Consider the following 25,471-nt stretch of genomic DNA (forward strand, 5'->3'; position numbering starts at 1 on the left):
CCTCACCGGGGAGGTTCGGCCTCCGGAAGCACGTCCGCGAAGTCGGCGATGACGCCGTCGACGCCGAGGTCGGCCAGCTGTTCGGCCTCTGTGGCCTCCCGCACCGTCCAGACGTTGACGCTCATGCCGGCGGCGTGGGCATCGCCCACCAGCCGCTCGGTACAGCAGTCGAGGCTCGGGTGGACGAACGAACAGTCGAGGTCGCGTGCGAACTCCATCGCCTGGTCCGACGCCTCGTCGAACAGGTACGCACGAGGGACCTCGCAATCGGCACCGCGACACCCCTCGAGTTCGTTGGCGTGAAACGAGGAGACGCAGACCTGCGGCTCCGCGGAGCGCGCGAGCCGCACGGCGTCGTCGGCCAGCCCCACCTCCTTCAGTTCGATGTTGACGCCCACCGTCGGCGGGACGGCGTCGAGCACTTCCTCCAGCGTCGGCACCGTCTCGTCGGTGTCGAGCACCCGCAGGTCGCGGAGTTCGGCGAGGCTGTGGCGACAGACTGGCCCGGAGCCGTCGGTCACCCGGTCGACGGAGGCGTCGTGAATGGCGACCAACTCTCCGGAGTCACAGCGCCGGACGTCGACCTCCACCTCGTCGGCGCACTCGGCGGCGCTCCGGACGGCACGGAGGGTGTTCTCCGGGTGTTGCCCGGCGAAGCCGCGGTGCGCGATGAGTCGCATCCACGTCGCCAGCAACGGTCCGCGGATAAATGACTGTCGGAAGGGACAACGCACCGACCAGCCTCACCGGCGCCGTCCCCGGGCGCGGAACGGTGCCCGCGACCGGTGGTCGACGGGGGACCCACCCGCTAGCACGGGGCATACCTTTACGAGCGAGGCGGTCGAACCGCCGGATGCGATGGTCTTCAAGAAGATTACCTTAATCGGGACGAGTTCGGAGAGCTTCGACGCCGCCGCGGACGACGCCATCGACCGCGCCGAGCGCACCCTCGACAACCTGAAATGGGTCGAGGTGGACGAACTCGGCGTCGAGGTGGCCTCCGTCGAGGGACGCGAGTACCAGGCCGAGGTGACCGTCGCCTTCGAACTCGCGGAGTAACGAGGGAGCATCGCGCGGCCGGCCACCGGCTACCGCGAGCGACCTCTCGGAGACCGCACGGCGCGTGCGGGATGGGCCGTCGCCCCAGCGGGGGCTCTCTGGGGAGAGAGCGTATCGCCCCCGCGAGAGAACTGGACAGCCCCGGCTACGTCCGGAACGACTCGCCACAGCCGCATTCGGTCTCGACGTTCGGGTTCTCGACGTGGAACCCCGCGCCCTGGAGGCCGCCCTCGAACTCGAGGACGGAGCCGTCGATGTAGTTCATGCTCGACGGGTCGACGATGAGCCGGAGGCCGTGGTGCTCGAAGACGTGGTCGTCGTCTTCGGGTTCGTGCTCGAACCGCATCCCGTAGGAGAGACCCGCACAGCCCCCCTGCTGGACGAACAGGCGGAGGCCACCCACGTCGGCGTCCATCCCCTCCCCGTCCATCAACTCGAGCGCCTGCGAGGCGGCGTCCTCGGTGGCGCGGACGGGGTCCGTGGCGTCCTCCGTGGCGTCGGCGGTGCTCATGTACGTTGGATTCGGCTACACCGACAAAACGTTGGCGACGCTACTGGCGTGTCGCTCGCTCCGGTCGCCTCCGCTCGGTCTCCGTGGCCTCTCTGCGGTCGGCCACGCTACTTCTCGAACCGCTTCCGGACGCTCTCGGCGTGCGCCTCCAGCCCCTCCGCCTCCGCGAGCGCGGTCACCGTGTCGGCGATGTCGTCGAGCGCCTCGCGGTCGAGTCGCTGAACCGTCTGGGAGACGAGGAACTCGTCGACCGACAGTCCGCCCTGCGTCCGCGCCAGCCCCCCGGTCGGGAGCACGTGGTTCGGGCCGGCGGCGTAGTCGCCCGCCGCCACGGGCGAGCAGGGGCCGAGGAACACGCTCCCGCCCACCTCGATGCGCTCCAGCAGTTCCTCGTCGTTCGCGGCCTGGATGGAGAGGTGTTCGGCGGCGTACTCCGCGGCGAACAGCACCGCCTCCGACATCGAGCGGGCGGTGAACACGCCGGAGGCGTCGTTGTCGAGTGCGGCCTCGATGACCTCGCGGCGCTCGCGCTCGGCGGCCTGCTCGACGGCCGCCTCGGCGATGGCCTCCGCGGTCGCTTCGTCGTCGGTGACCGCGGCGACGGCGGCGTTGGGGTCGTGTTCCGCCTGTGCGACGAGGTCCGACGCGACCAACTCGGGGTCGGCGGTGTCGTCGGCGACCACCAGCACCTCCGAGGGCCCCGCGAGGAAGTCGATGTCGCAGTCGGCCCGCACCTCGGCTTTCGCGGCGGTGACGAACCGGTTGCCCGGGCCGACCACCTTCTGGACCCGCGAGACGGTCTCGGTGCCGTACGCGAGGGCGGCGACGGCCTGTGCGCCGCCGACCTGGTAGACGGCGTCGGCGCCCGCGACGTGGATGGCCGCGAGCGTCGCGTCGTTCAACTGGTCGGCGGGCGGCGTGGCGACGGCGACGTGGTCGACGCCCGCGACGGTCGCGGGTACGACGGTCATCAGCGCCGACGAGGGGTAGGCGGCCGTCCCGCCGGGGACGTACGCCCCGACCCGTTCGAGCGGGCGGTAGCGCCGACCCAGTTCGCGGCCCTCGAACTCGCGGGTCCAGTTCTCCGGCAACTGGGCCTCGTGGAACGCCTCGACGTTCGCGGCGGCGCGCTCGATATGCCCGCGCAGGTCCGGGTCGAGGCGGTCGTAGGCGCGTTCCGCCTCGTCGGTGACATCGAGGGTGCCGACCTCCACGTCGTCGTGCTCGCGGGACAGCTCCCGGAGCGCGACGTCACCCTCCTCCCGGACTCGGTCGAGTATCTCGCGGGCCGTCTCGCGGGCGTCGTCGACGCCGGCGTCCCGCTCGAACAGCGCCGCTCGCTCCTCCGGCGAGAGCTCCGCGACGGCTCGTACGTTCATACCCGGACGTGGATGCGGCCGCGAAAAACGGTTTCCATCAGCGGTCCCTTGCCGGGCCTCCGCAGATACCGGCGCGAACGTTTTGGGTCGTCGTCCCGTACGCCGGACATGAACGGTACCGAACAGGGGACGGTCCGGGCGTGGCTCGTGGAGCGGACGTTCTCGGACGACGAACAGAACATCGTCATCCTGCTGTACGCGACGCCGGACGGTCGCCAGGTGCTCCGGAAGGAGCGGGCGCTCACCTCCTTTACCGGGCCGGCGCGGACGACGACGGCCGCGGTGGATGCCGCCCCGGAGAACCTCGAGGCCGTCGACGACCCCGAGACCCGCGAGCGGTACGCGACCGAGGCAGAGCGAATGCGCGGGGAGTACGACCCGGACGAGGGTGTGTGACCGGGGGCGGTGTAAAGAACTATCCTCGCGGGGCCGAAAGGAGGGACAACGATGCTCAGCGCCGTGATGGAGGACTACATCAAGGCCATCTACACCATCGAGAACGAGACCGGCGAGCGGGTCTCCACGTCGGCGCTGGCCGACTACCTCGACGTAACGTCCCCCACGGTGTCGAGCATGCTGAAGAAACTGGAGGAGCGGGGGCTGATCGACCGCGAGGAGTACAAGGGCGTGACGCTCACCGACGAGGGGGAGGTGGTCGCGCTGGAGATTCTGCGGCACCACCGCCTGCTCGAATCGTTCCTGACGGAGGCGCTCGACTACGACTGGGCGGACGTCCACGACGAGGCCGACCGCCTCGAACACCACGTCTCCGAGGAGTTGACCGACCGCATCGCGGAGGCGCTGGGCAACCCGGTCTCGGACCCACACGGCGACCCCATCCCGGACCGCGACCTCGAACTGCCGGACGCCGAGGAGACGGCGCGGTTGTCGAGCGCGGGCGAGGGCGACCGCCTGCGCGTGCGGCGCATCCGCCATCAGGGCGACGAGGAACTCCGGTATCTCGCGGACGCGGGCGTCGAACCCGGCGAGGTCGTCCGCGTCGTCGACATCGCGCCGTTCGGGATGGTGACCGTCGAGACGGAGAACGGCGAACAGTCGCTCCCCGAGGAAATCGCGCGGCTCATCGAGACGGTGCCCGCCGAGGAGCGGGAGGAGGCGCCCGCTTAACCCCGCCAGTACCAGTACGCCGACATCACCGCGAGCATCAGCAGGCCGCCGAGGAAGAACACGACCGCCGGGTCCGAGGCGAGCGCCTCGATGAGTCCGGGCTGGCTCTGTGACTGATACGACTGGTCGGCGACCGCGTCGGCCGTCAGCGACACCGACTCGGTCGCCCGCTGTGCCTGCCGGCGGGTCCACAACTCGATGGCGGCGGTGACGGCGACGAGCGCGACGAACGCCCACGCGACCCGCTGGAGTAGCGACTCGATGCGCGAGCGGTCGTGGTCGTGGCCCGCAAAGAGGACGAGCGCCTCGTTGCGGGGCGCGTAGACGGTCATCTCGTTACCCTTCTCCGAGTAGCCGGTGCCCGCGGGCTCGATGAGCTCCGCGGATTCGAGTTTGTCGAGGTGGTAGTGGACGTTCTGGAGCGAGGTTCCGACCTCCTCGCGCACCTCGGTCGGGGTGCGCGGCTGGTCGTAGATGGCCGCGAGGATGCGGCGGGCGGTCTCCGAGGAGAGCGCCTCGAACGCCCGGTCGGCGTCCGCACCCTCGATGTCGAGCACCCGTGGCTCGTCGGGGTCGGGATCGGCGAACACGCGCGACGGCAACAGTCCCATCGTGTGCGAGTAGTCGCCGGACGTGAAAAGCCTGTTCCGGTACATCAACCGGGCCTTTGAGTCATTCGAGCGGGCGGATGCCGGTCACCGCGAGTAGCGACCGCACGAACAGGAACGCCGCGCCAAGCGCCGCGAGCAGGGTCGTGGGGGCCGCCAGGAGCCGCGCCGTCCGGTACGGGAGGACGATGCGCGAGAAGCCCATCACGACGAAGCTCACGAGCACGAGCCCGAACGTGACGAGCGCGACGGTGACGAACGTGTCGCGGTTCACGGAGTGACGTTCGCGAGCGGGGACAAAAGGCTGACGAGCGGCCCTACTTGTAGCCGTAGCGGTAGTCGTACGCCAGGTCCTTCATCTCGCGGCCGTAGTTGAGCTTGTCGAAGAACCGATGCTTGAAGTAGCCCTTGTTTATCTTGTCGCCGTAGTCGGGGTCCTGGTACCGGTCGAACTCCGCCTCGCTACCGGTCTCCCAGACGCAGGTCGCACCGGCCGCGTCCTGTGAGTTGTAGTCGTAGTACCAGTTCGCCTGGTCGAGGGTGCTGTTGTCGTCACGCTCGACGTTCGGCTGGTCGTACGACCACGATATCTCGGCCCCCTGCGTCGACAGCGAGAACGTGGCGCTCTGGGTGCCGCTCTTCGCGCCCTGGGGTTCGTGGTCGACCTGCTGGGCGCCCGAGAGCTCCGACTTGTCCCACTGGTGGGCGGCCTGGTCGGTGTAGCCGTTGTACCAGGCGCCGTTGCAGTCCGGGTCCTTGTTGCCGGGAATCGCCTGGAAGTCCGCCTGCGTGGAGAACAGCGTCCGGCTCGACCCCTCGGCGACGAACTCGTACACCTCCGAGGAGACCGACAGCGTCCCCTCCGGACAGCCGGGGTTGGTCGTCGTACCGCCGGCGACGTACTCGTAGTTGGCGTCGTCCGACTGGGTCGACACCCCGGAGCTGGTGGCGGTGGCCGCGTCCGCGTCCTTCAGCGCGGCAGCCGTTGAGCGCGTCGCGTCGTGGGCCCGCGACACGTTCGCCGCTGGCTTGCCCTTCTCGACGATGCCGGCGTGGTATTCGGAGGTACCGTCCGGGTAGAGCTTCAGCGCGTACGACACCACCTCGACGTCGGTCTCGACCTCGTCGGACCAGGCGTCGGGCGTGCCGACGACCCTGGGTGCCTCGGCACCGGTCGCCGCGCGGTACGCCTCCAGCGCGCGGTCCTGGAGGTCCCGGACGTCCGCCTCCGAGAGCGCGCGGGAGCGGTCGCGGTAGGCCGCGACCGTCGTGCCCGTCCAGGGGTCGCTCGCCACCACGGACCCCGACGCTCCCGTGAGACCGACGCCGGCCAAGCCGGTCGCGGCCACGGTCTTCAGCATATCGCGGCGGGTGCCGCCGGTCTGTCGTCCGTCGCTCGACTCGCCGTGCTCACTTGCCGGGCGGTTGTTTTCGCCCATATTAGCTAGTAATAATAGGATTTGTTAAATACTTCTATTCGGTGAAACGAACGAGTCCCGGGTCGAGGCCGGCGGTCTTGTAGAACAGCCCGGCGTCGGTCAGCGCCATCTGCGAGCCGGCGCGGGTGTCGGAACGCCGCCCCCGCACGTCGCCGTCGGGACCGACACGGAACAGCCCCTCGTTCATCGTGCCCACGAGGACGCCCGCCCCGGTGGCGACCGGCGGCGCGAGCGTCGGCCCAGTCTCGACCGACCACCGGCGCTCGCCCGTCGAGGGGTCGACCCCGACGGTCGTCCCGCCGTTGCCGCTCGGGACCACCACCGACTCGCCGGTGGCCGTGGGCGAACTGGCTCGCCGGTCGCCCGGGATCTCGTCGTAGGGTCGGCGTTGCCACAGCAGGTCGCCGGTCGCGGCGTCGACCGCGTGGACGCCGTTCCCCTCGTCGGGCACGTAGGCGACGCCGTCCCGGAACGTCGGCGCGGCCTTGAGCGCCCGCGACAGGTCCGTCCGCCACAGCCGCTCGCCCGACGCGGCGTCGAGGCCGACGAGCGCGCCGCCGTCGTCGGTCGGTCCGGCGACGACGAGCGTCCCGTCGCCGAGACAGCAGCCCCACGGGTCGACGTCGAGGTCGGTCGACCAGCGGACCGTGCCGTCCGCGACGTCGACGGCGGCCGTCACGCCGCCCGCGACGAACAGCCGCTCGCCGTCGAACAGCGGCTCCGAGAACTGGGCGCCTGCGTCGGCCTCCCACAGCGTGGTCCCGTCGCCCCGGTCGAGCGCGACGGTCCGCGTCGACGCCTGAACGACGACGGCGTCGCAGACGAGCACGGGCGTCGCGTACACGAGCGAGCGGAACTCGCGGCGCCAGCGCTCCCGGCCCGCGACGTCGAGCGCTCGCACCGACTGCTGGTCGCCGAAGTAGACGCCGTCGTCGCCGACGGCGACGCCGCCGTTGCGCTCGCCCACGGGGGCCAGCCGCTCGATGTCGCCGTCGAGGCTCGGCGGGCGGGCGGCCCGCACCCCCGAGTTCGCGGCGTCGGTCTGGTACTGGCGCCAGCCGGTCGACCGGTCGCAGTCGACGGCGACGGTCCGCCCGGGGTCGTCGCCCTCGAGGGGACCCACCTGACAGCCGGCGGCCAGCGCCGCCGCGCCCGTCGCGAGCAGCGCGCGCCGCGAGACGTCCGCCGGAGAATCGGCCGCTCGGTCGTCGCTCATCCTACGTTGCAGTATCGAATCGTCCGGAATAAAGTCGTCGGTCCGGGCCGTCGCTCACGGCGGTACGTGGCCGGGGGTGCCGTCGCCCCCGGGAGAACTGTGCGCGTCGAGCGGCCGTCAGATGTAGCCTTCCTCTTCGAGGCCGTCCATGATGTCGTCGACGAGGTCGTCGACGTTGTCGTAGGGGAACTCCTGGGAGCCGCCGGCCTGCGTGTTCAGTTCCATCGCGGTCATCGAGAAGTCGCCGGACTCGAACGTCGTCGCCGGCCCGTTCGGAAGCGCGGGGACGAGGTCCATCGGGCTGTTGACCGGGTAGTCGGCGCCTTCGAACGCGTCGGTGAACTGCTGGCGGAGGTCTTCCTTGTCTGCCATAGCGTGCCACGGTAGGTCAGTAGCCTCGTTCAGCGTTGTGCCGGCTATCCCGGGTCGGTATAAGTGTGGTTCCGGACCGGACGCGGGCGAGAACCAGGGGAGAGACGAATGCCCGGTCTCTGTGGCGTCGTCGTCCGCGGTGGTCGGTCGCTACTCCCGCTCGGGGTCCGTCCCTTTCCCGACGGTCACGACGTTCGACTCGAACGGCATCAGCGGCCGCTCGAAGGTGGCGGTCAGTTCGTCGTCGGGGAAGACCCCGATGATGCGTGCCGTCTCGTTGCCGACGTTCTCGACCCCGTGGGGTATCATCTCGGGGACGACGGCACACTCGCCGGACGAGAGTCGGACCGTCTCGTCGCCGACCGTCACCTCGACGGTTCCGTCCGTCACGACGAGCAGTTCCTCGTTGCTGTCCCGGTGGCTCGGCAGGTGGTTCCCCGGCTCTATCTCCATGCTGACGACCATCAGGTCCTCGCCGGCTACCTCGCTGGCGTTCGGCGTTCCCGGCGACAGCGGGAAGTAGCCGCGCAACCGGGCGTGCTCCTCGCCCTCGACCCAGACGTCTGCACCCTCGAACCGGTGGAGGTCGACCGCCTGTACGTGCTGGCTGTGGCTGTTGTCGGTCATGTGTGTCGTACCTGCTCCTTGTTCGTCTGCACCCGTCGACCGGGGCGACGCGCCACCCGAACTTCGTTATGAACGCCGAACGAGACCCAGTAGCGGGTTACCGGCGTCCTCGTCGCCGCGACGTTCGTGCGTCGGCCGAGTAATCCGACGCTACACCCACTGACGACCGCGTGCGGGACCCAGCGACCGCGTGCGGGACCCAGCGACCGCTACGCGGACTCGGGAGATGTCGCCCCCGACACTAACGACCAGCCTCGTCCCTGGCGGCGTGCCGCGTCGGCTGGCTAACCCTCGTGGGGGGCGGGCCCGTCTCGTGTGCCATCCGGGAGCCGACTCGTGTCGGCTCCACGTTCCGTTGCGCTTGCGCGCAACGCGTGTCGTCGGCTGACGCCGACTCCACGGTCGGTCGCGCTGACGCGCGACCCGTGTCACCGGCTGACGCCGGTTCCACGTTCCGTTGCGCTGACGCGCAACGCGTGTCGCACACCCGGGTTCTCCGCCGCCTCATCGCGCGCTGGTACGGCCTCGGGGCGGGGACTAGGGGTGTGCACCCCGTACTCGGTGGGTCGCGGACAAACGCCTTTCGGCGCGGACCAACGGTTTTGTCCGGTCGGACCGTATCGCCGGTATGGACGAGGGGCCGGTGGTGCTGTTCGACGGCGTCTGCAACGTCTGTTCGTGGTCCGTCCGGTTCATCCACGCCCACGACGACGGCGAGATGCGGTTCGCCCCGCTCCAGTCTGCCGTCGCCGCCGAGTTGCTCGCGGCCCACGGCCTCGAGGCCGACTACTTCGACTCGCTGGTCTACCTCGACGACTCGGGCGCGTACACCAAGAGCGACGGCGCCGTCCGCATCGCCCGCCACCTCGACGCGCCGTACCGGTGGGCGTGGCATCTCCGGGTCGTTCCCCGGCCGGTGCGGGACGCCGCCTACGACGCCTTCGCCGCGGTCCGCTACCGTCTGTTCGGGAAAAAGGAGGAGTGCATGGTGCCCGAGAAGGGGTTACGCGACCGGTTCCTGGCGACGGGCGGGACAACGCCGGAGGGTGCACCGACCGGCGACACTCACAGCGCGTAGTCGTCCTCGCGTATCTGCGCGTACCGACCGCTCCGATAGCCGAACTTCGTCCACTTGTACTGGAGGTAGTACTTGAGACCAGTGAGGCCGGCGAACGCCGCGTCCTTCGTGTCGTACATGCCGTCGTCGGGCATGATGTCGTTGACGACGCCGAACACGCGGTCCCAGTCGTCGGGGCCGTACTCGCGGACGAGGTCGGCCATGGCGACGTTCCGAAGCACCTCGTCGCCGACGGCGCGGTGCCACTCGCTGTTGTACGCCTTCAGTGCGCCAAGCGCCGCCAGCCGCCCCGCGATTTTTCCCGTGCGGACGGCGACGTGGTCGCCGCCCTCGTGGAACGCGGAGGTCGCGCCCATCGCGCCGCCGACGACGGCGACGTTCGCGTCGGTGGGCGACTCGATGGGCCGCGTCGAGGAGATGGGGTACGTCTCCGTCCCCTTCGCCTTCCCGCGGTCCGTCTGGAGCGGGAACTCGTCGAGCGAGTGGTCCGGGTACGCATCCTCGATGAGCCGCTCGATGTACGTCTTCCCTTGTGGGACGCGCTCGTCGTCCGGGTGGAGGAGACGGTACCGCTCGCGGTTCTCGACCGAATCGAGGTCGAGGTTAATGGGCATCGTCAGGCCGACGCGGGCGACGTTGCCGTCGTTCGGGAACACCCACGGGTAGGCGGTGTGGCCGGGCATGTACCCCCACCAGAACTTGATGCGGTCGGGTTCGTACACGTCGTCGGGTATCTCCCGGTACTCCTGGTAGGCGATGTGGTTGGCCCGCGTCGACGCCATCTGCTCGAACTGGCCGTCCGGCAGGAGCGGGTCGAGCACCTTCCCCGTGATGGTGCGCTGTGGCCCGTCCGCGAGCACGAGGTACCGACAGTCGAGTTCGGTGCCGTCCTTGAGGACGACGGTGTGGGACGGCTCGCCCGTCAACTCGCTTTCCACCTCGCGGACGCCCGTTCCGACGCGGTACTCCGCGCCTGCCTGTTCGGCGCGCTCGCGGAGCCAGTCGTCGAACCGCGCCCGGTGCATCGTGAACCCGAAGTTCGGGTACGTCGACTCCATTCCCGTCGAGTCGAGGTTGACGGTCTCGGAGGGGCCGACGAAGTCCGCCCCCGACAGCTCCCGGTGTTTCACCCACTCCGGGACCGACTCGTCGAGGTCCATCATGTCGACCCAGTAGTCGAGGATGCCCGCGGCGTCCGTGGAGTCGGGGCCCAGTCCCTCGCGGTCCGCGCGGGGGACGCCCTTCTCGACGACGACCGCGTCCGCGCCCGCGGCGGCGGCCGCCTGCCCGGCCGAGGAGCCGGCCGGCCCCCCGCCCACGATGACGACGTCGTAGTCCATACCCGTGGGGCGTCCCGTTCGCTCTTAAATCGCTTGACCTCGCGGCCCGGGACGGGGAAACTTATGCCGCTGGGGGCTCGCCCCTCCCGTGGATGGCCCCCGACACCGACGCCCTCCCCGCGCTCCCGGTCGATCGCGAGGCCCTCGAATCAGGGTACGACCGCGCGCTGACCCGCCTCGACGACCACCCGCTCGCGGTGACCGCGGTGCTGGCACTCGTCCTCGAAGCGTACGCCGCCTACCGCGTGTACGCCCCGCTCGGGCCCAACGAGTGGCCCGTGCTGAAGGACTCAGTCATCTTCGAGTACATCGGCTGGCATCTCGCCCACGGCACCGACCTCTACACGGGCATCTGGGAGGTGAAGCCGCCGCTCGCGTTCGAGTTGCTGGGCGTGGTGGCGGCGCTCTCCGGCGGGAGCGTCGCCGTCTACCACACGCTCGCGCTGGCGCTGACCGGCGGCGCCATCGTCGCAACCAGCGTCGCCATCGCCGCCGTCGTCCACGAACTCACCGACGACACGTTCGGCGCCGTCGTCGGCGGGCTGGCGGTGTTCACGCTCCCGAGTTTCTACTGGCGGGCGCTCATCGGGTTCAAGAGCAAGTACTTCGTCGCGGCGCTGGGCATCGCAGTGGTATGGCTGGCGCTCAGAGAGCGCCCGCGGCTGGCAGGCGTCGCCGGCGCCTGCTGTATCGGCTTCTGGCAACTGTCGTTCGCGTTCCCGCTCGCGGCGCTGGCGGTGTTCCTCCAGCGCGGCGAGGGCGCAAAGCGGTACGTCGCGACCGGCGTGGCGGCCGGCGTCGCCATCCTCCTGCCGGTCGTGGTGATGGGGTCGTTCCCCGCGATGATAGCCGAGGCAGTGTTGACGCCGCTTCTGTCGACGGAGAACGCCACGTTCCGCGACCGCGTCCAGTTCATCCTGCGGGTGCTTGGCCGGCAGTTGCCCGTCATCCTGGTCGGCCTCGCGGGGCTGGGCGCGTCGCTAACCGACGACCGGATTCGCCGCGAGTGGCCGCTGGTCGCCGTCGCCGCGTGGTTCACGTTCGTCATGGTGTTCATCGACTTCGACACCCTGCCGGACTCCTACGTCTGGTTCGCGGTCGTCGCCATCGGCGTCGGCCTCGCCGTCGGCCGCGGCACCGGCGACAGCCGGCGCGTGCTCGGCGTCGCCGTGACGGCGATGGTGTTGCTGTCGGTGGTGACGATGGGCGGGTTCGGCACCGGCCGCACGGACCTCACCTCGCCGGCGACGTACAACACGACCGAGGAGATGGAGACGGACTTCCTGCACAACCGCACCGAGCGCCAGTACCTGTTCTGGCACGCGGTCGACCCGCCGACGTGTCGCGTGTTCGTCGGGCAGACCCAGTTCAGGGTCATCAAGAAGGCGAAGCTCTCGCCCGACGGAGAGCCGTACTGGCAGGCGGAGTGTGGCCAACTGGACCCGATATGGGCCACCGTGGTCGAGAAGTACACCTAAGGTCGCGGCCGGCGACCCGACGCATATGGACGACTCCGTGAACGTCGACCGCGAGGGGGCGGTCGGCACGCTGACGCTCGACCGACCGGAGGCGAACAACGCGATGGACGCCGCGACCGCCGAGGCGCTACGTGCCGGCACCGTCGACCTCGTGGCCGACGACGACGTGCGCTGTATCGTCCTCACGGGGACGGGAGCGACGTTCAACACCGGCGCCGACCTCACGACGCTGGAGGCCGACGACAGCGACGAGACGCGCCTGCGCCGGCTCGCCGCGTCGCTCCACGAGTTCGTCTCACAGTTGGCCCGGGCCGACAAGCCCGTCGTCTGTGCGGTCAACGGCGTCGTCGCGGGCGGCGGCATCGGCCCGTCGCTGTGTGGCGACGTCGTGCTGGCCGCCGACTCCGCGCGCTGGGAGTTCGCCTACCCGCGCATCGGCCTGTCGGCCGACGGCGGCTCCTCGTACTTCCTGCCGCGACTCGTCGGCCTGCGCAAAGCTCAGGAGATAGCGTTCCGCGACGAGCCGGTCGGCGCGACGGAGGCCGCCGACGTCGGCCTCGCTACCGAGGCCGTGCCGGACGAGGAGTTCGACGAGCGCGTCCGCGAGGAGGCCGAGCGGCTGGCGAGCGGGCCGACGCGGGCGTACGCCGAGACCCGTGAGCTGTTGCGCACGAGCTTCGACCACGGGCTCGACGAACAGCTCGCACGCGAGGCCGAGCGCATCTCGAAGCTCGCCCGAACCGACGACTTCGCCGAGGGGGTCGACGCGTTCTTCGCCGACGGCGACCCCGACTTCCAGGGTCGATGACCGCGGAGGAGGGACGGGTCGAGCGCGTCCACGTCGCGCCCGAACAAGGTGCGCCGCCCGAGCGGGTCGAGACAGTCGAGGCCGTCGCCGAGCGCGGCCTGCGTGGCGACCGCTACTTCCGCGAGTCGGGGACGTTCGCGGACCGCGAGGGGTCGAACCTCACGCTCATCGAGGCGGAGGCGCTCGACGCCGTCGAGGCCGACTACGGGGTCGACCTCGACCCGGGCGTCCACCGCCGGAACGTGACGACCCGCGGCGTCGCACTCAACCACCTCGTCGGCGAGCGGTTCCGCGTCGGCGACGCGCTCTGTGTGGGCGTCGAACTCTGCGAACCCTGTTCGTATCTGGAGCGGCACCTCGAACGCGAGGGCGTCAGGGAGGCGCTGGTCCACCGGGGCGGCCTCCGGGCGACGGTCCTCGACGGCGGGGAGATAGCGGCCGGGGACTCCGTCACGCCGGAGTGAGTCAGTCGTCGGCGGGGGAGCCGACCCCGCGTGCGGGCCGCGACTCCGTCAGTCGAAATGCGACGAGCGCGCTCGCGCCGAACGCGAGCAGGGAAGCGGTGGCGAACGCCGTCTCGTAGCTGTACGCCGTGGCCGCAAGCCCCACCAGCGGCGGGCCGAACACACCGCCGAGCCCCTTCGCCGTCCCGCGAAGCCCCATCAACTCGGACTCGCGCTCGTCGGGCGCCACATCCCCGATGAACGCCACCGCGCCGGTCGTCATCGCGGAGAACACGAACCCCAGCAGGAGGAAGCCGAACGCGGCGACCGCGACCCGCGCAAGGCCCGCGGCGGGCAGGGTCATCCCGGCGGCGACGACAGCAAAGAGGCCGGAGCCGGCCATGCCGGCGGCGATGAGCGGCTTGCGGCCGGTGCGGTCAGCAACCACCCCGAGCAGGAACATGAACGCCACCTGCGAGCCGTGGTTGACCGCGAGCAGGCCACCCATCACCGGCCCGGAGACGCCCACCTCGCCGAGCAGGTACGGCCCCATCAGCGCCATCACGCCCAGCACACAGAGGTTGCGCGCCGCCAGCGCGACGTAGAGCCACCCCAGCCCGTTCGTCCGGAGATGGTCGCGATTTTCGGGCGCCGGCAGGAGGCGGCGGCGCACCTCCGAACCGACTTCGCGCCACGACGCCTTCGGCGGCGTGGGCGTCGGGTCCCGGATGCCGACGGCGGCGAGGGCACACAGCACCGACAGCGCCGCCACCGCGAGCACGACCGGGGTCGAGGCGGGCGCGACCACCCCGAGCAGGGCCCCCGCGCCGAGTTGCCCGAGCGCGAACCCGCCGGAACGGGTGGAGTTGTAGATGCCCACCGAGCGGCCCCGGCCGCTGGCGCCGCCGTGGTGGGAGACGATGGCGAGCACGACCGGCGCGTACCCCGCCGCGAACACGGCGAACAGCGCGCGGACGCCGATGGCGGCCCACACGCCCCGCACGACGAGCAGGGGGAGGACCGCGGCCGCCGACAGCAAGCCCGTCGCCACCATCACGGCCCGGCGGCGACCGGTCACGTCGGCGACGGCGCCCCACACCGGCGAGAACACCATCAGCCCCGCGAAGTAGGCGGCCGCGAGCACGCCGGCCAGGAGCGGCGACCCCTGCGACTCGACGAACACGGCCAGCGCCGTCCCCATGAGGATGCCGCCGGAGAACCGCGACACCGCCGCGAGCCCGATGAGCGACCACTGCCTGCGCACGCCCGCACTCCGAGCGGGCGGGACTTGAGCGGTGCGATAGCGCCCGGGTTTTTGCGCCCGCCCCGCGACGCGCGAGTATGAAACTGCTCGTCTGCCGCGAGGGGGTCCACGGCTACGACGCCGCCGACTACGCCGCCGCCCTCCGCGAGCGACTTCCCGACCACGAGGTGGTCCACGCCCGGACCCGCGCGGCCGAGGCCGACGAACTGACCGACGCGCGAATCGCCACCGGGCCGCGGCTCGACGCCGAACTGCTCGGAGACGCCGACCACCTGGAGCTGTTCGCCTGCGCGTACGCCGGCCACGACCACCTGCCGCTCTGGGCACTCGCCGACCGGGACGTGGCGGTGACGAACGCCGCGGGCGTCCACGCGCCCAACGTCGCGGAGCACGTCGTCGGCTCCGTGCTCGCCTTCGAGCGCGGGTTCCGTGAGGGCTGGCGGCGCGAACAGCGGAGCGAGTGGCGGCCCTACCCCGTCGGGGAGCTACGGGGGTCGACGGTGACGGTGGTGGGACTGGGCCACATCGGGCGGGCCGTCGTCGAGCGGCTTGCACCGTTCGGCGTCGACACTATCGGGGTGCGCGCCTCCCCCGAGAAGGGCGGCCCGACCGACAGCGTCGTTGGACCCGACGACCTCTCCGGGGCGCTTGCCGACACGGACTACCTCGTGCTCGCGTGTCCGCTGACCGACGGGACCCGGGGGCTCGTCGACGAGTCGGCGCTCGTGACCCTGCCGAGCGACGCCGTCGTCGTGAACGTCGCCCGCGGGCCCGTCGTCGACACGGACGCGCTGGTGTCGGCGCTCCGTCGGAACCAGGTCGGCGGCGCGGCGCTCGACGTGACCGATCCCGAACCCCTCCCCCCGGACCACCCGCTGTGGACGTTCGAGAACGTGCAGGTGACGCCGCATCTCGCGGGCGCGACGCCGCGCTACTACGAGCGACTGGCCGACCTCGTCGCCGAGAACGTGGAGCGGCTGGCCGGCGGCCGCGGCCTCCGCAACCGCGTCGCTGTGGCCGAAAGCGATTAGGTGCGGTGACCGTTGGGGTCGGGCATGACGCGCTATCTCGTCGCCGCGGCGTCGCCGGAGACGGCGACGGCGGCCTGCGACTACCTCGACGGGACCGTCGAGGACGGCGACGAGGTGTTCGTGCTGACGGTCCAGGAGGAGGCCCGCCCGGTCGAGGGGCGCGCCGCAGTCTCCGGCGTCGCACAGGACCGACTGGCCGGCCGGGCGACAGTCAGGACCTACCGGAAAACCGGGACCCCCGACCGGGTCATCGTCGCGTTCGCTCGCGAGCGGGGCGTCGACCAGATAGTTCTCGGGCCGAACCGCGGCGGCGATGCCGGCATCGGCTCCACGACCCGGTCGGTGCTCGCCACCGTCGACGCGCCGGTGTTCGTCGTCCCGGGTTAGTCGTCCAGCGGTTCGATGAGTTCGACGTGGTGACCGTCGGGGTCCTCGATGAACGCGGTGTAGGCGTCGGCGGCCGGCTGTGGCCCCGGCTCCTTCACGACGCCGTGGTGGTCGACCCGCTCGACGGTGGCGTCGACGTCGTCGACGCGGAGCGCGAGGTGGTCCCACGCGGTCCCCTGGTCGAACTCGGTCTCGCCCGCCGTCTCGGACAGCTGGAGTTCGACGCCGTCGTCGTCCGCGACGTAGCGGTTGACGGTGTCGCCGGATTCGAACCCCCACGTCTCCTCGAAGCCGAACTGCTCGTAGAACTCGATGGAACGGTCGGCGTCCGCGACGTTCAGGCAGGTGTGGAGTATCTCCATGTCGGCGCTCGGGCGGCGACGGGCAAGTAGCCGGCGACGCCGGCGACGTTCGCCCCCGTCAGCCCCAAGAGGGCACGCGTCGAACGTCGGGTATGACCGATTGGCGCGCCGTCGCAGTCGGGGCGGTTGCCGCCGCCGCGTATCTGGGGACGCTCGCCTTCCTCCCAGGGCTCGACCGCCTTCGGCTGACCGGCGTGCCGCTCCTGCTCGGGACGGGGCTGGTCGCGGGCGCGGCCGCTGGCCTCGCGGCCGACAGGGGTCCCGAAACCGGCGCGTGGCACGGCCTGCTGGCCGGGAGCCTCGCGGGCGCGCTGTTCGCCGCCACGCTCGTGTACGTGTTCGCCGCGAACGTCCCGTTCGGCGTGTTCCACGGGCTCAATTACGTGCTCGCGGCCTCGGCGGGCCAGTTCCCGGTCGTCGCCACGCACGGCCGGCTGGTGGTCGCGGGCCTCGCCGGCGCCGGATGGGCCGGCATCGCGGCGCTGGGTCTGGTAGCGGGGCGGCTCGCCCCGTTGCGGGAGACGTACCACGTCATAGAGGAATGAGTGGCGCGACCGCGGAACCGACGGACGACCGACGGAAAGTAGGCGTTTCTACCTGGTAAGACCAGCTGAGACGCCCGGAGAACCGATTCGGTCGGACCGGCGGTTGGAGCGGCGAGCGATACGCGCGGCTGGAGCGGGATACGTAGCGTGTAACAATGCGCTCGCGGTGCGATACGACCCTCGTCATGTACCGCTGGTACTCGCTCGGTCCGGCACAGCTTGGGGTTCCAGACTCCGTGGGCGCGACCGTCGACGCCGTCATCGCGTTCCTGCCACAGCTCGTCGGCGCACTGCTCATCCTGCTCGTCGGATGGATACTCGGCCGCGTGCTCGGCGGCGTCGTCCGCCGGGTGGTCGACCGGTCGCAGATAGACAGGCGAGTGGCCGACACGCCCATCGGTCGGATGTTCGGCGGCACCGAGACGGCCGTCTCGCGTGGGCTCGGCCGCGTCACGGCGTACTTCGTCTACGCGCTGGCGGTGCTGGCGGCCGCCGACGCGCTCGCCATCGAGTTGCTCTCGGAGTGGATAGCGGAGGCGATGTCGTACCTTCCGGCGTTCGTCGCGGGCGTGCTCATCATCGTCCTCGGATTCGTGCTTGCGGACCTGCTGGCCGACCTCGTCGGCACGACCCAGACGCTGACGGACGTGCGCTACACCGAGTACTTCGCGGACGGGCTCCGCGTGTTCCTCTACTTCATCGCCGTCGTCGTCGGCCTCGACACGATGGGTGTCGACGTGGACATCCTGTATCTGTTCTCCGCGGCGGTGGCGGGCGGCCTGGGGCTCGGCGTCGCGCTCGCCATCGGGCTGTCGTTCGGGCTGGGCGCTCGCGACTACGTGGCCGCCAACATCGGGGACTGGCTCCCCGGCGGGGCGACCGGCGGCGAGTCGGCGCCGCTGGGACAGACCGACGGCGGCGAGGAGTCCGTCGACGACTGACCGGTCGACGGCGGCGAGGAGTCGGTCGACGCCGACCGGGGCTACAGGTAGCCGCGGTCGAGCAGGAGTTCGCCGTTCAGCACCGACGCGCCCGCCGCACCGCGGATGGTGTTGTGCGAGAGGCAGTCGTACTGCAGGCCCGAGTGCGTCGACTCGATGCCGCCCGCGGCGACGGCCATCCCGTCGCCGAGCATCCGGTCGAGCCGTGGCTGGGGGCGGCCCTCCTCTTCCATCACGTGGATGAACGGGTCGGGCGAGGAAGGGAGGTCGAGACTCGGGTACGACTCCATCGCCGCGGCCGCGTCCTCGGGCGAGAGGTCGTCGGCCGTCTCGACCCAGACGTTCTCGAGGTGTCCGTCGAGCGTCGGGATGCGGTTACAGGACGCGGACACCGCCATGTCGTTGAGCGTCAGTTCGGCGCCGTCGAACGCGCCGAGCAGTTTCCGCGACTCGGTCTCCAGTTTCTCGTCCTCGCCGCCGATGTGGGGGATGGCGTTGTCGAGTATCTCCATCGACGTGACGCCGCCGTAGCCCGCGCCGGAGACTGCCTGGAGGGTGGCGACGTGGACCGTCTCGATCTCCCAGTCGGTGAGCGCCGCCAGCGTCGGGACGAACGTGATGGTCGAGCAGTTCGGGTTCTTCACCAGGGCTCCGTCCCAGCCGCGTTCGTCGCGCTGGACCTCCAGCAGGTCGAGGTGGTCGGGGTTCACCTCGGGGATGACGAGCGGGACGTCCGACTCCATCCGCGCGTTCGAGGAGTTCGAGGAGACGACGTAGCCCGCCTCGACGAACGCGGGTTCGACCTCCGCGCCGACCGAGGAGGGGAGCGAGGAGAAGATGAGGTCGACGTCGTCCGACACCGCGTCGGGGTCGGTCGCGGCGACCTCGCGGTCCGCGACCGACTCGGGGATGGGGGTGTCGACGCGCCACTTCGCCGCCTCGCGGTAGGGTCTGCCCGCGGAGTCCGAGGAGGCGGTGAGTGCCGCGATGTCGAAGTCGTCGTGCGGTTCGAGCAGTTGGATGAGGCGCTGACCGACCGCGCCGGTCGCGCCGAGGATGCCGACTCGTACCATTACCGGGGGTGGGGCGGGACCGTGGAAAACCGTGTCGCCCACGGCACCGTTCGCCGGGCGGGAGTCAGCCGGCGAGCGACACGCCAATGAGCGACCCGACGCCGTAAGTGAGCGCGGCGGCCGCCAGCCCGATGGCGACCTGCCGCGTGCCGGAGTAGAGAACGCTCCGCCCGGTCAACAGCGTGATGCCGGCACCGACGGCGAACAGCGCGACGCCGCTGGCGAGGAGACTGGCGCCGACGGCCGTCAGCCCCGTCAGCGCGAAGAACGGGAGGACCGGGACGATAGCGCCGAGCGCGAACAGGACAAACGAGGTGGCGGCGGCCTCCCACGCCGACCCACCGAGCTCCTCCGGGTCGATGCCGAGTTCCTCGCGGGCGAGCGTGTCGAGCGCCGTCGCCTCGTCGCTGACGAGGCGGTCGGCCAGCGACTCGGCCTGCTCGCGGGATAGCCCCTTCGCCTCGTAGATGAGCGCGAGTTCCTCCCGCTCCTCGGCCGGCGCTTCGGCGAGTTCGGCCGCCTCGACGGCTATCTGCCGCTGGTACAGCTCCCGTGAACTCTGCACGGAGAGCCACTCGCCCATCGCCATCGACCCCGCGCCGGCGAGCAGGCCCGCCAGCCCGGTGACGAGGATGGCCGTCGCGTCGAGCGCCGCGCCCGCGACGCCCATCACGAGACTCAGGTTCGAGACGAGGCCGTCGTTGGCGCCGAGGACGGCCGCACGGAGCGCGTTCCCGCTGGTCGCCCGGTGGCGCCCTTCGAGGCGAGCGAGGACACTCCCCTCGGCGCCGCGGCCGGACGTCTCCGAGATAGTCGCGAGCAACCGGTCGTGCGAGCGCTCGTCCGCGACCATCCCGGTGCCGTCGGTCTCCGGCTGGTCGGCGTAGCCGGAGCCGCCGGCCTCCTCCCCGGCCTGCATCGTCGAGACGACGGCGTCGGGGCCGAACCGACGTGCCACCCACGCGAGTACCCGTGCGCGCCACGAGGGGCGCACGTCGGACACCTCGACGCCGGCCTCGCGGAGCTTCCCGGCCCAGAACTCGGCGTGGTCGGCCTCGGTGGCCGCGAGTCGCCGGTACACCTCCGCGAGCTGTGGCCGCGTCTCCGCGTCGGCCATCGCGGCGTACACCGCGGCGCTGTCCACCTCGTCCTGTCGGTTGGTCCGGTAGCGGTTGAGGTCGCCGTCGTCAGTCGTTGAGGCCGTGGACGCCCACATCCGGCGTAGTTCCCCGGGTCACTCCACCGCGATGCCGCCCTTCATCCCGAGCGCGAGGTGTGGCTCGCAGTGGTAGTTGACGATGCCCACGTCCTCGAGCGTCCGCGTGTGCTGGACGCCCGTCGCGTCGACCGGTTCGCCGGAACTGAACTCGTAGTCGCTCTCGCCGATCTGCTCGAACGGGAGCGCCTCGACGTTGTGTGCGCCGCCCTTGCCGGTCCACCGCCACCGTATCTCGGTGCCCGTCGAGACGACAACGGCGACGGGCGCGAACGCGAAGAAGTCGCCGTTGCCCTCCGCGCCCACGTCTATCGTCACCGTGTCGTCGCCGCGCCGGTCCACGAAGGTGCCGTCGTAGCTGTCGTCCGCGGCCCCGACGTCGGTCTCGGTCAGCCACCGGTCGATGGCGGGGTAGTCGTCGCCGGTGACAGCGCCGGCCCCGCCGGTTCCGGTCGGCGCGTCGGTCGGCGTCGAGGTGGTCGTCGCCGTCGGGGTCGCTGTCTGTGTCTCGGTCGGCGTCCCGTCGCCGCCACCGCCGTCGGTACAGCCAGCGAGCGCGAGCGCCGCCGCGAGTCCCGCGCTCCCGAGCAGGTCACGTCGTGTCGGAGGGACCATGCCGGCGACCACCACGTTCCCCGCGAAATAGGCGTCGTCCGTTCACCGGGCGGGCGACGCCGGTATCGACGGATTACCGCGAGACGGGCGAACGACCGGTGCGACCGGAACCGTTTCAGTGGCCGTTTGACCGTAGCGAGGGTATTCCTCCCCCGGGCACCGTGTTGGGAGATATGAACCGACGGACGTTCCTCGGCGCGCTCGGCGGGTGCGGCGTGACGCTTGCCGGCGGCGTCGCGGTCGGGAAGCCGGAACTCGTGGTCGGTGCCCCGAGAGGCGAGGGGGAGCCTGTTTCGACGCGGCGAGCGGTCGCGGACGACGCGGTCGAGTATCTCCCCGAAGAGGACGCAGTGAGATACCCGACCCGCGTCGGCGCCGACGGTCCCGAAGCATACGAGACCGAACCGTTCGAGCGGTGGGCGAGGCGACGGTGTGCAAGCGTCGGCTCCGAGGCGGTACTGCCCGCGCTCGACGAGCGGTTCGACACCGAACTGGAGGGCATCGGGAAGGGCGTCGAGAGCGAGTACCTGGGGCTGGTCATCTCGGTGATGGCGACGACGACCCGGAACCGCGAAGGCGAGGTGGTGAGCGAGCCGAACGTGGCGTTCGACCGCCTCGTGGCCCGGACGCCACGGACGGTCCGGGCGACGGTGACGCTCGAGGGCCGCGAGCACACCCGTTCTGTGCCGGTGTTCGTCGAGGAGACGACGGTGTCGTACCTGTAGTCACTCCGGAGTCGCCCGGACCTGCTCGCGGGCGACCCCACCCAACAGCACCAGCACCGGGACGAACAGCAGGCCGGCGACGACGAACGGCGACCAGTAGGCGACGGCGACGTACAGCAGGCCGGCGCCCGCCGGCCCGAACGTCCGCGCGAGGCTCCCGGCCGACTGCGTGAGCCCGAACGCCCCGCCCTGCTCGTCGGCGTCGGCGTTCAGCGACACGAGCGCGTTCAGCGAGACGTTCGTCAGAGCGTTGCCGAACGCCAGGGGCGTGGAGACGGCCGCGAGCGCGACTGCCCCCGACTCGACGGGCCCCACCGACGGGACGAACGTCCACGACAGCGAGAACGGTACCGCCGCGAGCGCGACCACCTGGATGGCCGCACCCGCCAGCGCCAGCCGGTACTCCCCGAACCGCTCGGTCAGCGGCCCGATGAGGCCGCCCTGCACGACGGCGATGAGGACGCCGATGTACGTCAACAGGACGGCGTTCTCCGCGGTGCCGTAACCGAGGCGGTCGTTCGTCAGGAAGATGAACTGGCTCTCGAACGCCGAGAACGCGAAGGAGGCGACGAAGAAGGCGACGACGAGCGAGCCGATGGCGGGCGACCGGACGGCCTCGTAGAGGCGGCGGAGCCGCGAGGCGGCGGTCGCGCCGGTCGACGTCGACCGGCGGCGCGGTTCGGGCAGGACGACGAACGCCAGCGCGAGGTTCGCCGCCGACAGCGCCGCGGCCGTGAACGACGGCATCGTGAACTCGGAGACGGGGACGGCCGCGGGCAACACGTCTCGGAACAGCGACAGCGCGACGCCGCTCGACACCAGCCCGGAGATGGCGGGCCCGAACACGAACCCGAGGCCGAACGCCGCCCCGAGGATGCCCAGCCCCCGGGCCCGGTCCTCGGGCGGCGTGATGTCCGCGATGTAGGCGTTGGCGGTGGCGATGTTGCCGCCCATCGCCCCGGCGAGCGCGCGGGCGGCAAACAGGACGACAAGCCCGTTGGCGGCGCCGACGAGCGACCCCAACTCGCCGGCGAGGCCGAACAGCGTCCACGCGATGACGCTCCCCAGAAGCGACAGCAGGAGGACGGGCCGGCGGCCCCGCTCGTCGGAGAGGCGACCCAGCAGGGGCGCGCCGACGAACTGGAACGCCGAGTAAGTGGCGATGAGGAGGCTCCCGACGAACTCGTTTGCGCCGAAGAACTTGGCGTACAGCGGGATGACGGGGATGAGGATGCCGAACCCGAGCAGGTCGACGAACACGACGAGGAACAGCGTCCCGACGACCCGGCGGCGACTCATCCCCGGAACGGCCGGGTCGTCGTCCGACGGCTCGGAACTCACGGGGAGCGATTGCGGACGGGGGGAGTTACCGGTTGTGCTCGCGGCGGCGCTCGCCCCGAGTCAGTCGTCGTCGGTCGCGGCCGCCTCCACGTCGTCGGCTTCCGGTCCCGGGGCGGGGCCGGGGCCGCCGCGCACGTCGGCGTCGCGCCACGTCCCGCGCTTGTACCACGCGAGGGCGATGACCGCGCCGGCGACGTTCGAGACGACGAACCCCCACCAGATGCCGGGCGGCCCCATCGGCGCGAGAAGCTGGGGCACCTGCACGGTGTAGCCGAACAGCGTGACCGCGCCGCCGATGCCCTGCGAGAGGAGCCACGCGATTGGGAGGCGAATGAACCCCAGGAACGTGATGGCGATGGCCGCCGCGACGAGCGTCTTGCCCGCACCGCGGAACGCGCCGGTGTACGCGCGCATGACGCCGATGAACCCGAAGGTGAGCGCGACGTACCGGAGGAACTCGGCGCCGACGTCCACCACCGCCTGGTCCGGCGTGAACACGCTGACGATGGGTTCGGGGACGAGGAAGATGAGCACGCCAGCCGCACCGAGCACGAGGAACATCGCCTTCGCGGCGAAGTCCGCGCTCGCCTCCGCGCGGTCCGGCTGGTCGGCGCCGATGTTCTGCCCGGCCATCGTCTCCACGCCGCGGGCGACGGCGATAGCGGGCAGGAAGATGACCGAGAACACCCTGATGCCGATGCCGAAGCCGGCGACGACCACTTTCGGGAACATCCCGACGACGATGAGCAGGAGGTTGACCGACAGCGCACGCCCCGTCCCCTCGATGGAGGCGGGGACGCCGATGCGGAGTATCTTCCGCAGGTACACCGGGTCGGGCCGCATGTCCGCGAGCCGTATCTTCACGCCGCGGGTGCCCGACAGCATGATGGCCATCCCGACGACCATCGCCAGCCCCCGCGAGAACACCGTCGCGTACGCCGCGCCCGTGATGCCGAGTTCGGGAAACACGACGGGGCCGACCGTCCACCCGACGAACGGGAGCGTCAGCGGGCCGACGCCCCACCCGAAGATGAGGAACGGGTCCAGCGCGATGTTCACCACGACGGTGCCCAGCATCACGAGCATCGGCGTGATGGTGTCGCCGTAGCCGCGCATCAGCGAGATGAAGATGAAGAAGCCGAACATCAGCGGCAGACCCAGCGAGACGATCTGCATGTACGAGGTCGCGGCATCGAGCACGCCGGGGCTGGCCCCGAAGAACGCCAGCAGGTCGTCGACGAAGAAGTAGCCGGCAATCCCGAGGACGATGGCGGCGACGAACGAGAACGTCACCGTCTGGGAGGCGGCGTACTCGGCGGCGCGCTCGTCGCCGGCGCCGGTGTTCTGCGCGACGAGCACCGACCCCGCGACCGACAGCCCCAGCCCCAGCGAGATGAGCAGGAACACCATCGGGAACGCAAACGAGATGGCCGCCAGCGCCTCCGTCGAGTACTGGCCGAGCCAGAACGTGTCCGCGAGGTTGTACGCCGTCTGAAGCAGGTTCGTGACGACGATGGGCAACGACAGGAAGAAGAGCGGTTTGGCGATGCCGCCCTCGGTCAACTCCAGTTCCTCCTGGCCCTTGAACATCAGGCGGACACCTCCCGGCGGCCGAGCGTGCGGTCGAGATACGCCTCGACGCGGCGGCGGCTCTCGGCGGGGGGCTCGCCGAGCGCCACCTCGCGGGCGTGGGCACCGTTGATGAGCGTGACGACGAACCGGGCGACTTCGTCGGGGTCACAGTCGTCGAACTCGCCGCGCTCGACGCCGTCCGCGACCGCGTCGGCGACGATGGCGCGCATCCGGTCGTCCATCGCGGTCAGTCGCTCGCGGTAGGCGTCGTGGTACGGCGCCTGTGCCTTGATTTCGAGCAGGGCGACCGGGAACTCGCCGCTGTCGTCGGTCGCCGGCTCGAACACCGCATCGAGGAAGGTGGCGAGTCGCTCGTCGGGGTCGGCCGCCTCACACGCGAGGCGGGACTCGAACTGGTCCAGCAGATGCTCGAGGAAGGCGTTCAGTAGCTCCTCCTTCGTGTCGTAATGGTAGTGGAGGGCGGCCTTCGACTTGCCCGACTCGTCGGCGATGCGTTGCATCGTCAGGTCGGCGTAGCCGTGTTCACAGAGCGCGCAGTAGGTGGCCGCCATGATGTCTTCGGACGTGTCTCCCATTCCTTGTCGTAGTTGACTAACTGGTCAGTCAAATGGCTTGGGATCCGTAGCGACTGTCGAGGCGACGGGCGCCGTTCACCGGTGGAGAGAGCGGAGAGGAGAGGCCGGATTACGCGGTCGGGCGGCTCTTCTTGCGGGTGATGTACCCCGCGATGCGGTTGCGGACGCCCTTCGACTCGACGTTCGTCAGTTCGGCGACGACGTCCTTGTTGTGCTCGAAGTCGGTGTTGAACGCGTCGTCGTACCGCTCCATGAGGGTGCGGGCGATCTTCTTGACGTAGGCCGGCTTGATAGCCATGTTACCCGAAACGTCTCGA

Annotated in this window: 31 protein-coding genes; 12 read left to right on the forward strand and 19 right to left on the reverse strand. The window is 70.7% G+C overall.

Annotated elements, in window-relative coordinates:
* Positions 1-2: 2 nt before the first annotated feature.
* Positions 3-680: a glycerophosphodiester phosphodiesterase gene (locus tag NL112_RS12265; RefSeq protein WP_255149124.1), complete on the reverse strand. Its 678-nt coding sequence runs from the start codon at positions 678-680 to the stop codon at positions 3-5.
* 178 nt (positions 681-858) lie between these two features.
* On the opposite strand from NL112_RS12265, the gene NL112_RS12270 reads away from it, so the two are divergent.
* Entirely contained in the window at positions 859-1,059 is a 201-nt protein-coding gene (locus tag NL112_RS12270) for a dodecin (protein WP_255149125.1), read from the forward strand.
* 145 nt (positions 1,060-1,204) lie between these two features.
* Here the strand turns inward: NL112_RS12270 and NL112_RS12275 are convergent, their stop codons facing one another.
* Positions 1,205-1,570 carry a HesB/IscA family protein gene (locus tag NL112_RS12275; RefSeq protein ID WP_255149126.1) on the reverse strand — a complete coding sequence of 122 codons (366 nt, stop codon included), beginning with the start codon at positions 1,568-1,570 and terminating at the stop codon, positions 1,205-1,207.
* Between the two features lie 107 nt (positions 1,571-1,677).
* On the reverse strand, positions 1,678-2,949 hold the full coding sequence (gene hisD, locus NL112_RS12280; protein ID WP_255149127.1) for a histidinol dehydrogenase: 1,272 nt from the start codon (positions 2,947-2,949) through the stop codon (positions 1,678-1,680).
* Between the two features lie 108 nt (positions 2,950-3,057).
* Between hisD and NL112_RS12285 the strand changes: the two genes are divergently transcribed.
* Both NL112_RS12285 and NL112_RS12290 read left to right on the forward strand, forming a co-directional pair.
* A complete protein-coding gene (locus NL112_RS12285) occupies positions 3,058-3,345 on the forward strand; it encodes a DUF7967 family protein (RefSeq protein ID WP_255149128.1) in 288 nt (95 codons plus the stop codon).
* Positions 3,346-3,396: 51 nt separating this feature from the next.
* A complete protein-coding gene (locus tag NL112_RS12290; protein ID WP_255149129.1) occupies positions 3,397-4,077 on the forward strand; it encodes a metal-dependent transcriptional regulator in 681 nt (226 codons plus the stop codon).
* Here NL112_RS12290 and NL112_RS12295 read toward each other — a convergent pair.
* The 6 genes from NL112_RS12295 to NL112_RS12320 all read right to left on the reverse strand — a co-directional run bounded on the left by NL112_RS12295 (position 4,074) and on the right by NL112_RS12320 (position 8,339).
* Positions 4,074-4,688, reverse strand: coding sequence for an ArsR/SmtB family transcription factor (locus NL112_RS12295; RefSeq protein ID WP_255149130.1), 615 nt, complete (start codon positions 4,686-4,688; stop codon positions 4,074-4,076). The two genes, NL112_RS12290 and NL112_RS12295, sit on opposite strands and share 4 nt — an antisense overlap.
* A gap of 61 nt (positions 4,689-4,749) precedes the next feature.
* On the reverse strand, positions 4,750-4,959 hold the full coding sequence (locus tag NL112_RS12300) for a hypothetical protein (protein WP_255149131.1): 210 nt from the start codon (positions 4,957-4,959) through the stop codon (positions 4,750-4,752).
* 43 nt (positions 4,960-5,002) lie between these two features.
* The gene (locus tag NL112_RS12305) at positions 5,003-6,124 is read right to left on the reverse strand and encodes a hypothetical protein (protein ID WP_255149132.1); all 1,122 of its coding nucleotides are present in this window, start codon (positions 6,122-6,124) and stop codon (positions 5,003-5,005) included.
* 34 nt (positions 6,125-6,158) lie between these two features.
* Positions 6,159-7,340 carry a PQQ-binding-like beta-propeller repeat protein gene (locus NL112_RS12310; RefSeq protein ID WP_255149133.1) on the reverse strand — a complete coding sequence of 394 codons (1,182 nt, stop codon included), beginning with the start codon at positions 7,338-7,340 and terminating at the stop codon, positions 6,159-6,161.
* Positions 7,341-7,457: 117 nt separating this feature from the next.
* Entirely contained in the window at positions 7,458-7,712 is a 255-nt protein-coding gene (locus NL112_RS12315) for an MTH865 family protein (protein WP_255149134.1), read from the reverse strand.
* 150 nt (positions 7,713-7,862) lie between these two features.
* A complete protein-coding gene (locus NL112_RS12320) occupies positions 7,863-8,339 on the reverse strand; it encodes a cupin domain-containing protein (RefSeq protein ID WP_255149135.1) in 477 nt (158 codons plus the stop codon).
* 628 nt (positions 8,340-8,967) lie between these two features.
* Here NL112_RS12320 and NL112_RS12325 point away from each other — a divergent pair.
* Complete coding sequence (locus NL112_RS12325) at positions 8,968-9,417, forward strand: thiol-disulfide oxidoreductase DCC family protein (RefSeq protein WP_255149136.1); 450 nt, start codon at positions 8,968-8,970, stop codon at positions 9,415-9,417.
* Here the strand turns inward: NL112_RS12325 and NL112_RS12330 are convergent.
* On the reverse strand, positions 9,405-10,757 hold the full coding sequence (locus NL112_RS12330) for an NAD(P)/FAD-dependent oxidoreductase (protein ID WP_255149137.1): 1,353 nt from the start codon (positions 10,755-10,757) through the stop codon (positions 9,405-9,407). The genes NL112_RS12325 and NL112_RS12330 overlap by 13 nt on opposite strands.
* Before the next feature lie 92 nt (positions 10,758-10,849).
* On the opposite strand from NL112_RS12330, the gene NL112_RS12335 reads away from it, so the two are divergent.
* Genes NL112_RS12335 through NL112_RS12345 form a run of 3 tightly spaced genes read left to right on the forward strand, consistent with a single transcriptional unit; the run spans position 10,850 to position 13,507 of the window.
* The gene (locus tag NL112_RS12335) at positions 10,850-12,235 is read left to right on the forward strand and encodes a DolP-mannose mannosyltransferase (RefSeq protein WP_255149138.1); all 1,386 of its coding nucleotides are present in this window, start codon (positions 10,850-10,852) and stop codon (positions 12,233-12,235) included.
* Positions 12,236-12,260: 25 nt separating this feature from the next.
* Positions 12,261-13,043: an enoyl-CoA hydratase/isomerase family protein gene (locus tag NL112_RS12340; RefSeq protein WP_255149139.1), complete on the forward strand. Its 783-nt coding sequence runs from the start codon at positions 12,261-12,263 to the stop codon at positions 13,041-13,043.
* Positions 13,040-13,507 carry an MOSC domain-containing protein gene (locus NL112_RS12345; RefSeq protein ID WP_255149140.1) on the forward strand — a complete coding sequence of 156 codons (468 nt, stop codon included), beginning with the start codon at positions 13,040-13,042 and terminating at the stop codon, positions 13,505-13,507. The genes NL112_RS12340 and NL112_RS12345 overlap by 4 nt, the downstream gene beginning before the upstream one ends.
* 1 nt (position 13,508) lies before the next feature.
* Here the strand turns inward: NL112_RS12345 and NL112_RS12350 are convergent, their stop codons facing one another.
* On the reverse strand, positions 13,509-14,750 hold the full coding sequence (locus tag NL112_RS12350) for an MFS transporter (protein ID WP_255149141.1): 1,242 nt from the start codon (positions 14,748-14,750) through the stop codon (positions 13,509-13,511).
* Positions 14,751-14,827: 77 nt separating this feature from the next.
* Here NL112_RS12350 and NL112_RS12355 point away from each other — a divergent pair, with 77 nt between their 5' ends.
* Positions 14,828-15,781, forward strand: coding sequence for a D-2-hydroxyacid dehydrogenase (locus NL112_RS12355; protein ID WP_255149142.1), 954 nt, complete (start codon positions 14,828-14,830; stop codon positions 15,779-15,781).
* Between the two features lie 24 nt (positions 15,782-15,805).
* Positions 15,806-16,168, forward strand: a complete 363-nt coding sequence (locus tag NL112_RS12360) for a universal stress protein (RefSeq protein ID WP_255149143.1) — start codon at positions 15,806-15,808, stop codon at positions 16,166-16,168.
* On the opposite strand, the gene NL112_RS12365 is transcribed toward NL112_RS12360, so the two are convergent.
* Positions 16,165-16,530, reverse strand: coding sequence for a VOC family protein (locus NL112_RS12365; RefSeq protein ID WP_255149144.1), 366 nt, complete (start codon positions 16,528-16,530; stop codon positions 16,165-16,167). The genes NL112_RS12360 and NL112_RS12365 overlap by 4 nt on opposite strands.
* Before the next feature lie 92 nt (positions 16,531-16,622).
* Here NL112_RS12365 and NL112_RS12370 point away from each other — a divergent pair, with 92 nt between their 5' ends.
* Together NL112_RS12370 and NL112_RS12375 are read left to right on the forward strand one after the other, a co-directional pair.
* A complete protein-coding gene (locus tag NL112_RS12370) occupies positions 16,623-17,075 on the forward strand; it encodes a hypothetical protein (RefSeq protein ID WP_255149145.1) in 453 nt (150 codons plus the stop codon).
* 155 nt (positions 17,076-17,230) lie between these two features.
* Positions 17,231-18,016: a mechanosensitive ion channel family protein gene (locus tag NL112_RS12375; RefSeq protein ID WP_255149146.1), complete on the forward strand. Its 786-nt coding sequence runs from the start codon at positions 17,231-17,233 to the stop codon at positions 18,014-18,016.
* Positions 18,017-18,057: 41 nt separating this feature from the next.
* Here the strand turns inward: NL112_RS12375 and asd are convergent, their stop codons facing one another.
* From asd to NL112_RS12390, 3 genes are all read right to left on the reverse strand, one after another.
* Complete coding sequence (asd, locus tag NL112_RS12380) at positions 18,058-19,089, reverse strand: aspartate-semialdehyde dehydrogenase (RefSeq protein WP_255149147.1); 1,032 nt, start codon at positions 19,087-19,089, stop codon at positions 18,058-18,060.
* A 64-nt stretch (positions 19,090-19,153) separates the two neighbouring features.
* Positions 19,154-20,305: a VIT1/CCC1 transporter family protein gene (locus NL112_RS12385; protein ID WP_255149148.1), complete on the reverse strand. Its 1,152-nt coding sequence runs from the start codon at positions 20,303-20,305 to the stop codon at positions 19,154-19,156.
* Between the two features lie 18 nt (positions 20,306-20,323).
* Positions 20,324-20,920, reverse strand: coding sequence for a halocyanin domain-containing protein (locus NL112_RS12390; RefSeq protein WP_255149149.1), 597 nt, complete (start codon positions 20,918-20,920; stop codon positions 20,324-20,326).
* 173 nt (positions 20,921-21,093) lie between these two features.
* On the opposite strand from NL112_RS12390, the gene NL112_RS12395 reads away from it, so the two are divergent.
* Positions 21,094-21,645: a hypothetical protein gene (locus NL112_RS12395; RefSeq protein ID WP_255149150.1), complete on the forward strand. Its 552-nt coding sequence runs from the start codon at positions 21,094-21,096 to the stop codon at positions 21,643-21,645.
* Here the strand turns inward: NL112_RS12395 and NL112_RS12400 are convergent, their stop codons facing one another.
* From NL112_RS12400 to NL112_RS12415, 4 genes are all read right to left on the reverse strand, one after another.
* Positions 21,646-22,944 (reverse strand): MFS transporter, encoded by a 1,299-nt coding sequence (locus NL112_RS12400; RefSeq protein WP_350356171.1) that lies wholly within the window; start codon positions 22,942-22,944, stop codon positions 21,646-21,648.
* A gap of 102 nt (positions 22,945-23,046) precedes the next feature.
* Entirely contained in the window at positions 23,047-24,576 is a 1,530-nt protein-coding gene (locus tag NL112_RS12405; protein ID WP_255149152.1) for an MATE family efflux transporter, read from the reverse strand.
* Entirely contained in the window at positions 24,576-25,154 is a 579-nt protein-coding gene (locus NL112_RS12410; protein WP_255149153.1) for a TetR/AcrR family transcriptional regulator, read from the reverse strand. Before NL112_RS12410 ends, NL112_RS12405 begins: the two co-directional genes overlap by 1 nt.
* A 109-nt stretch (positions 25,155-25,263) precedes the next feature.
* Positions 25,264-25,452, reverse strand: a complete 189-nt coding sequence (locus NL112_RS12415) for a 30S ribosomal protein S17e (RefSeq protein ID WP_255149154.1) — start codon at positions 25,450-25,452, stop codon at positions 25,264-25,266.
* Positions 25,453-25,471 lie beyond the last annotated feature (19 nt).

Origin of the sequence: Halorarius halobius, assembly GCF_024298865.1 — an archaeon.
GTDB classification, from domain to species: domain Archaea; phylum Halobacteriota; class Halobacteria; order Halobacteriales; family Haloarculaceae; genus Halorarius; species Halorarius halobius.

Excerpts from the sequence above, each read along its gene's own strand:
- NL112_RS12265 (WP_255149124.1), bottom strand. The coding sequence starts at position 680 with ATGCGACTCATCGCGCACCGCGGCTTCGCCGGGCAACACCCGGAGAAC.
- NL112_RS12270 (WP_255149125.1), top strand. The coding sequence starts at position 859 with ATGGTCTTCAAGAAGATTACCTTAATCGGGACGAGTTCGGAGAGCTTC.
- NL112_RS12275 (WP_255149126.1), bottom strand. The coding sequence starts at position 1,570 with ATGAGCACCGCCGACGCCACGGAGGACGCCACGGACCCCGTCCGCGCC.
- hisD (WP_255149127.1), bottom strand. The coding sequence starts at position 2,949 with ATGAACGTACGAGCCGTCGCGGAGCTCTCGCCGGAGGAGCGAGCGGCG.
- NL112_RS12285 (WP_255149128.1), top strand. The coding sequence starts at position 3,058 with ATGAACGGTACCGAACAGGGGACGGTCCGGGCGTGGCTCGTGGAGCGG.
- NL112_RS12290 (WP_255149129.1), top strand. The coding sequence starts at position 3,397 with ATGCTCAGCGCCGTGATGGAGGACTACATCAAGGCCATCTACACCATC.
- NL112_RS12295 (WP_255149130.1), bottom strand. The coding sequence starts at position 4,688 with ATGGGACTGTTGCCGTCGCGCGTGTTCGCCGATCCCGACCCCGACGAG.
- NL112_RS12305 (WP_255149132.1), bottom strand. The coding sequence starts at position 6,124 with ATGGGCGAAAACAACCGCCCGGCAAGTGAGCACGGCGAGTCGAGCGAC.
- NL112_RS12310 (WP_255149133.1), bottom strand. The coding sequence starts at position 7,340 with ATGAGCGACGACCGAGCGGCCGATTCTCCGGCGGACGTCTCGCGGCGC.
- NL112_RS12315 (WP_255149134.1), bottom strand. The coding sequence starts at position 7,712 with ATGGCAGACAAGGAAGACCTCCGCCAGCAGTTCACCGACGCGTTCGAA.
- NL112_RS12320 (WP_255149135.1), bottom strand. The coding sequence starts at position 8,339 with ATGACCGACAACAGCCACAGCCAGCACGTACAGGCGGTCGACCTCCAC.
- NL112_RS12325 (WP_255149136.1), top strand. The coding sequence starts at position 8,968 with ATGGACGAGGGGCCGGTGGTGCTGTTCGACGGCGTCTGCAACGTCTGT.
- NL112_RS12330 (WP_255149137.1), bottom strand. The coding sequence starts at position 10,757 with ATGGACTACGACGTCGTCATCGTGGGCGGGGGGCCGGCCGGCTCCTCG.
- NL112_RS12335 (WP_255149138.1), top strand. The coding sequence starts at position 10,850 with ATGGCCCCCGACACCGACGCCCTCCCCGCGCTCCCGGTCGATCGCGAG.
- NL112_RS12340 (WP_255149139.1), top strand. The coding sequence starts at position 12,261 with ATGGACGACTCCGTGAACGTCGACCGCGAGGGGGCGGTCGGCACGCTG.
- NL112_RS12345 (WP_255149140.1), top strand. The coding sequence starts at position 13,040 with ATGACCGCGGAGGAGGGACGGGTCGAGCGCGTCCACGTCGCGCCCGAA.
- NL112_RS12355 (WP_255149142.1), top strand. The coding sequence starts at position 14,828 with ATGAAACTGCTCGTCTGCCGCGAGGGGGTCCACGGCTACGACGCCGCC.
- NL112_RS12360 (WP_255149143.1), top strand. The coding sequence starts at position 15,806 with ATGACGCGCTATCTCGTCGCCGCGGCGTCGCCGGAGACGGCGACGGCG.
- NL112_RS12365 (WP_255149144.1), bottom strand. The coding sequence starts at position 16,530 with ATGGAGATACTCCACACCTGCCTGAACGTCGCGGACGCCGACCGTTCC.
- NL112_RS12370 (WP_255149145.1), top strand. The coding sequence starts at position 16,623 with ATGACCGATTGGCGCGCCGTCGCAGTCGGGGCGGTTGCCGCCGCCGCG.
- NL112_RS12375 (WP_255149146.1), top strand. The coding sequence starts at position 17,231 with ATGCGCTCGCGGTGCGATACGACCCTCGTCATGTACCGCTGGTACTCG.
- asd (WP_255149147.1), bottom strand. The coding sequence starts at position 19,089 with ATGGTACGAGTCGGCATCCTCGGCGCGACCGGCGCGGTCGGTCAGCGC.
- NL112_RS12385 (WP_255149148.1), bottom strand. The coding sequence starts at position 20,305 with ATGTGGGCGTCCACGGCCTCAACGACTGACGACGGCGACCTCAACCGC.
- NL112_RS12390 (WP_255149149.1), bottom strand. The coding sequence starts at position 20,920 with ATGGTCCCTCCGACACGACGTGACCTGCTCGGGAGCGCGGGACTCGCG.
- NL112_RS12395 (WP_255149150.1), top strand. The coding sequence starts at position 21,094 with ATGAACCGACGGACGTTCCTCGGCGCGCTCGGCGGGTGCGGCGTGACG.
- NL112_RS12400 (WP_350356171.1), bottom strand. The coding sequence starts at position 22,944 with ATGAGTCGCCGCCGGGTCGTCGGGACGCTGTTCCTCGTCGTGTTCGTC.
- NL112_RS12405 (WP_255149152.1), bottom strand. The coding sequence starts at position 24,576 with ATGTTCAAGGGCCAGGAGGAACTGGAGTTGACCGAGGGCGGCATCGCC.
- NL112_RS12410 (WP_255149153.1), bottom strand. The coding sequence starts at position 25,154 with ATGGGAGACACGTCCGAAGACATCATGGCGGCCACCTACTGCGCGCTC.
- NL112_RS12415 (WP_255149154.1), bottom strand. The coding sequence starts at position 25,452 with ATGGCTATCAAGCCGGCCTACGTCAAGAAGATCGCCCGCACCCTCATG.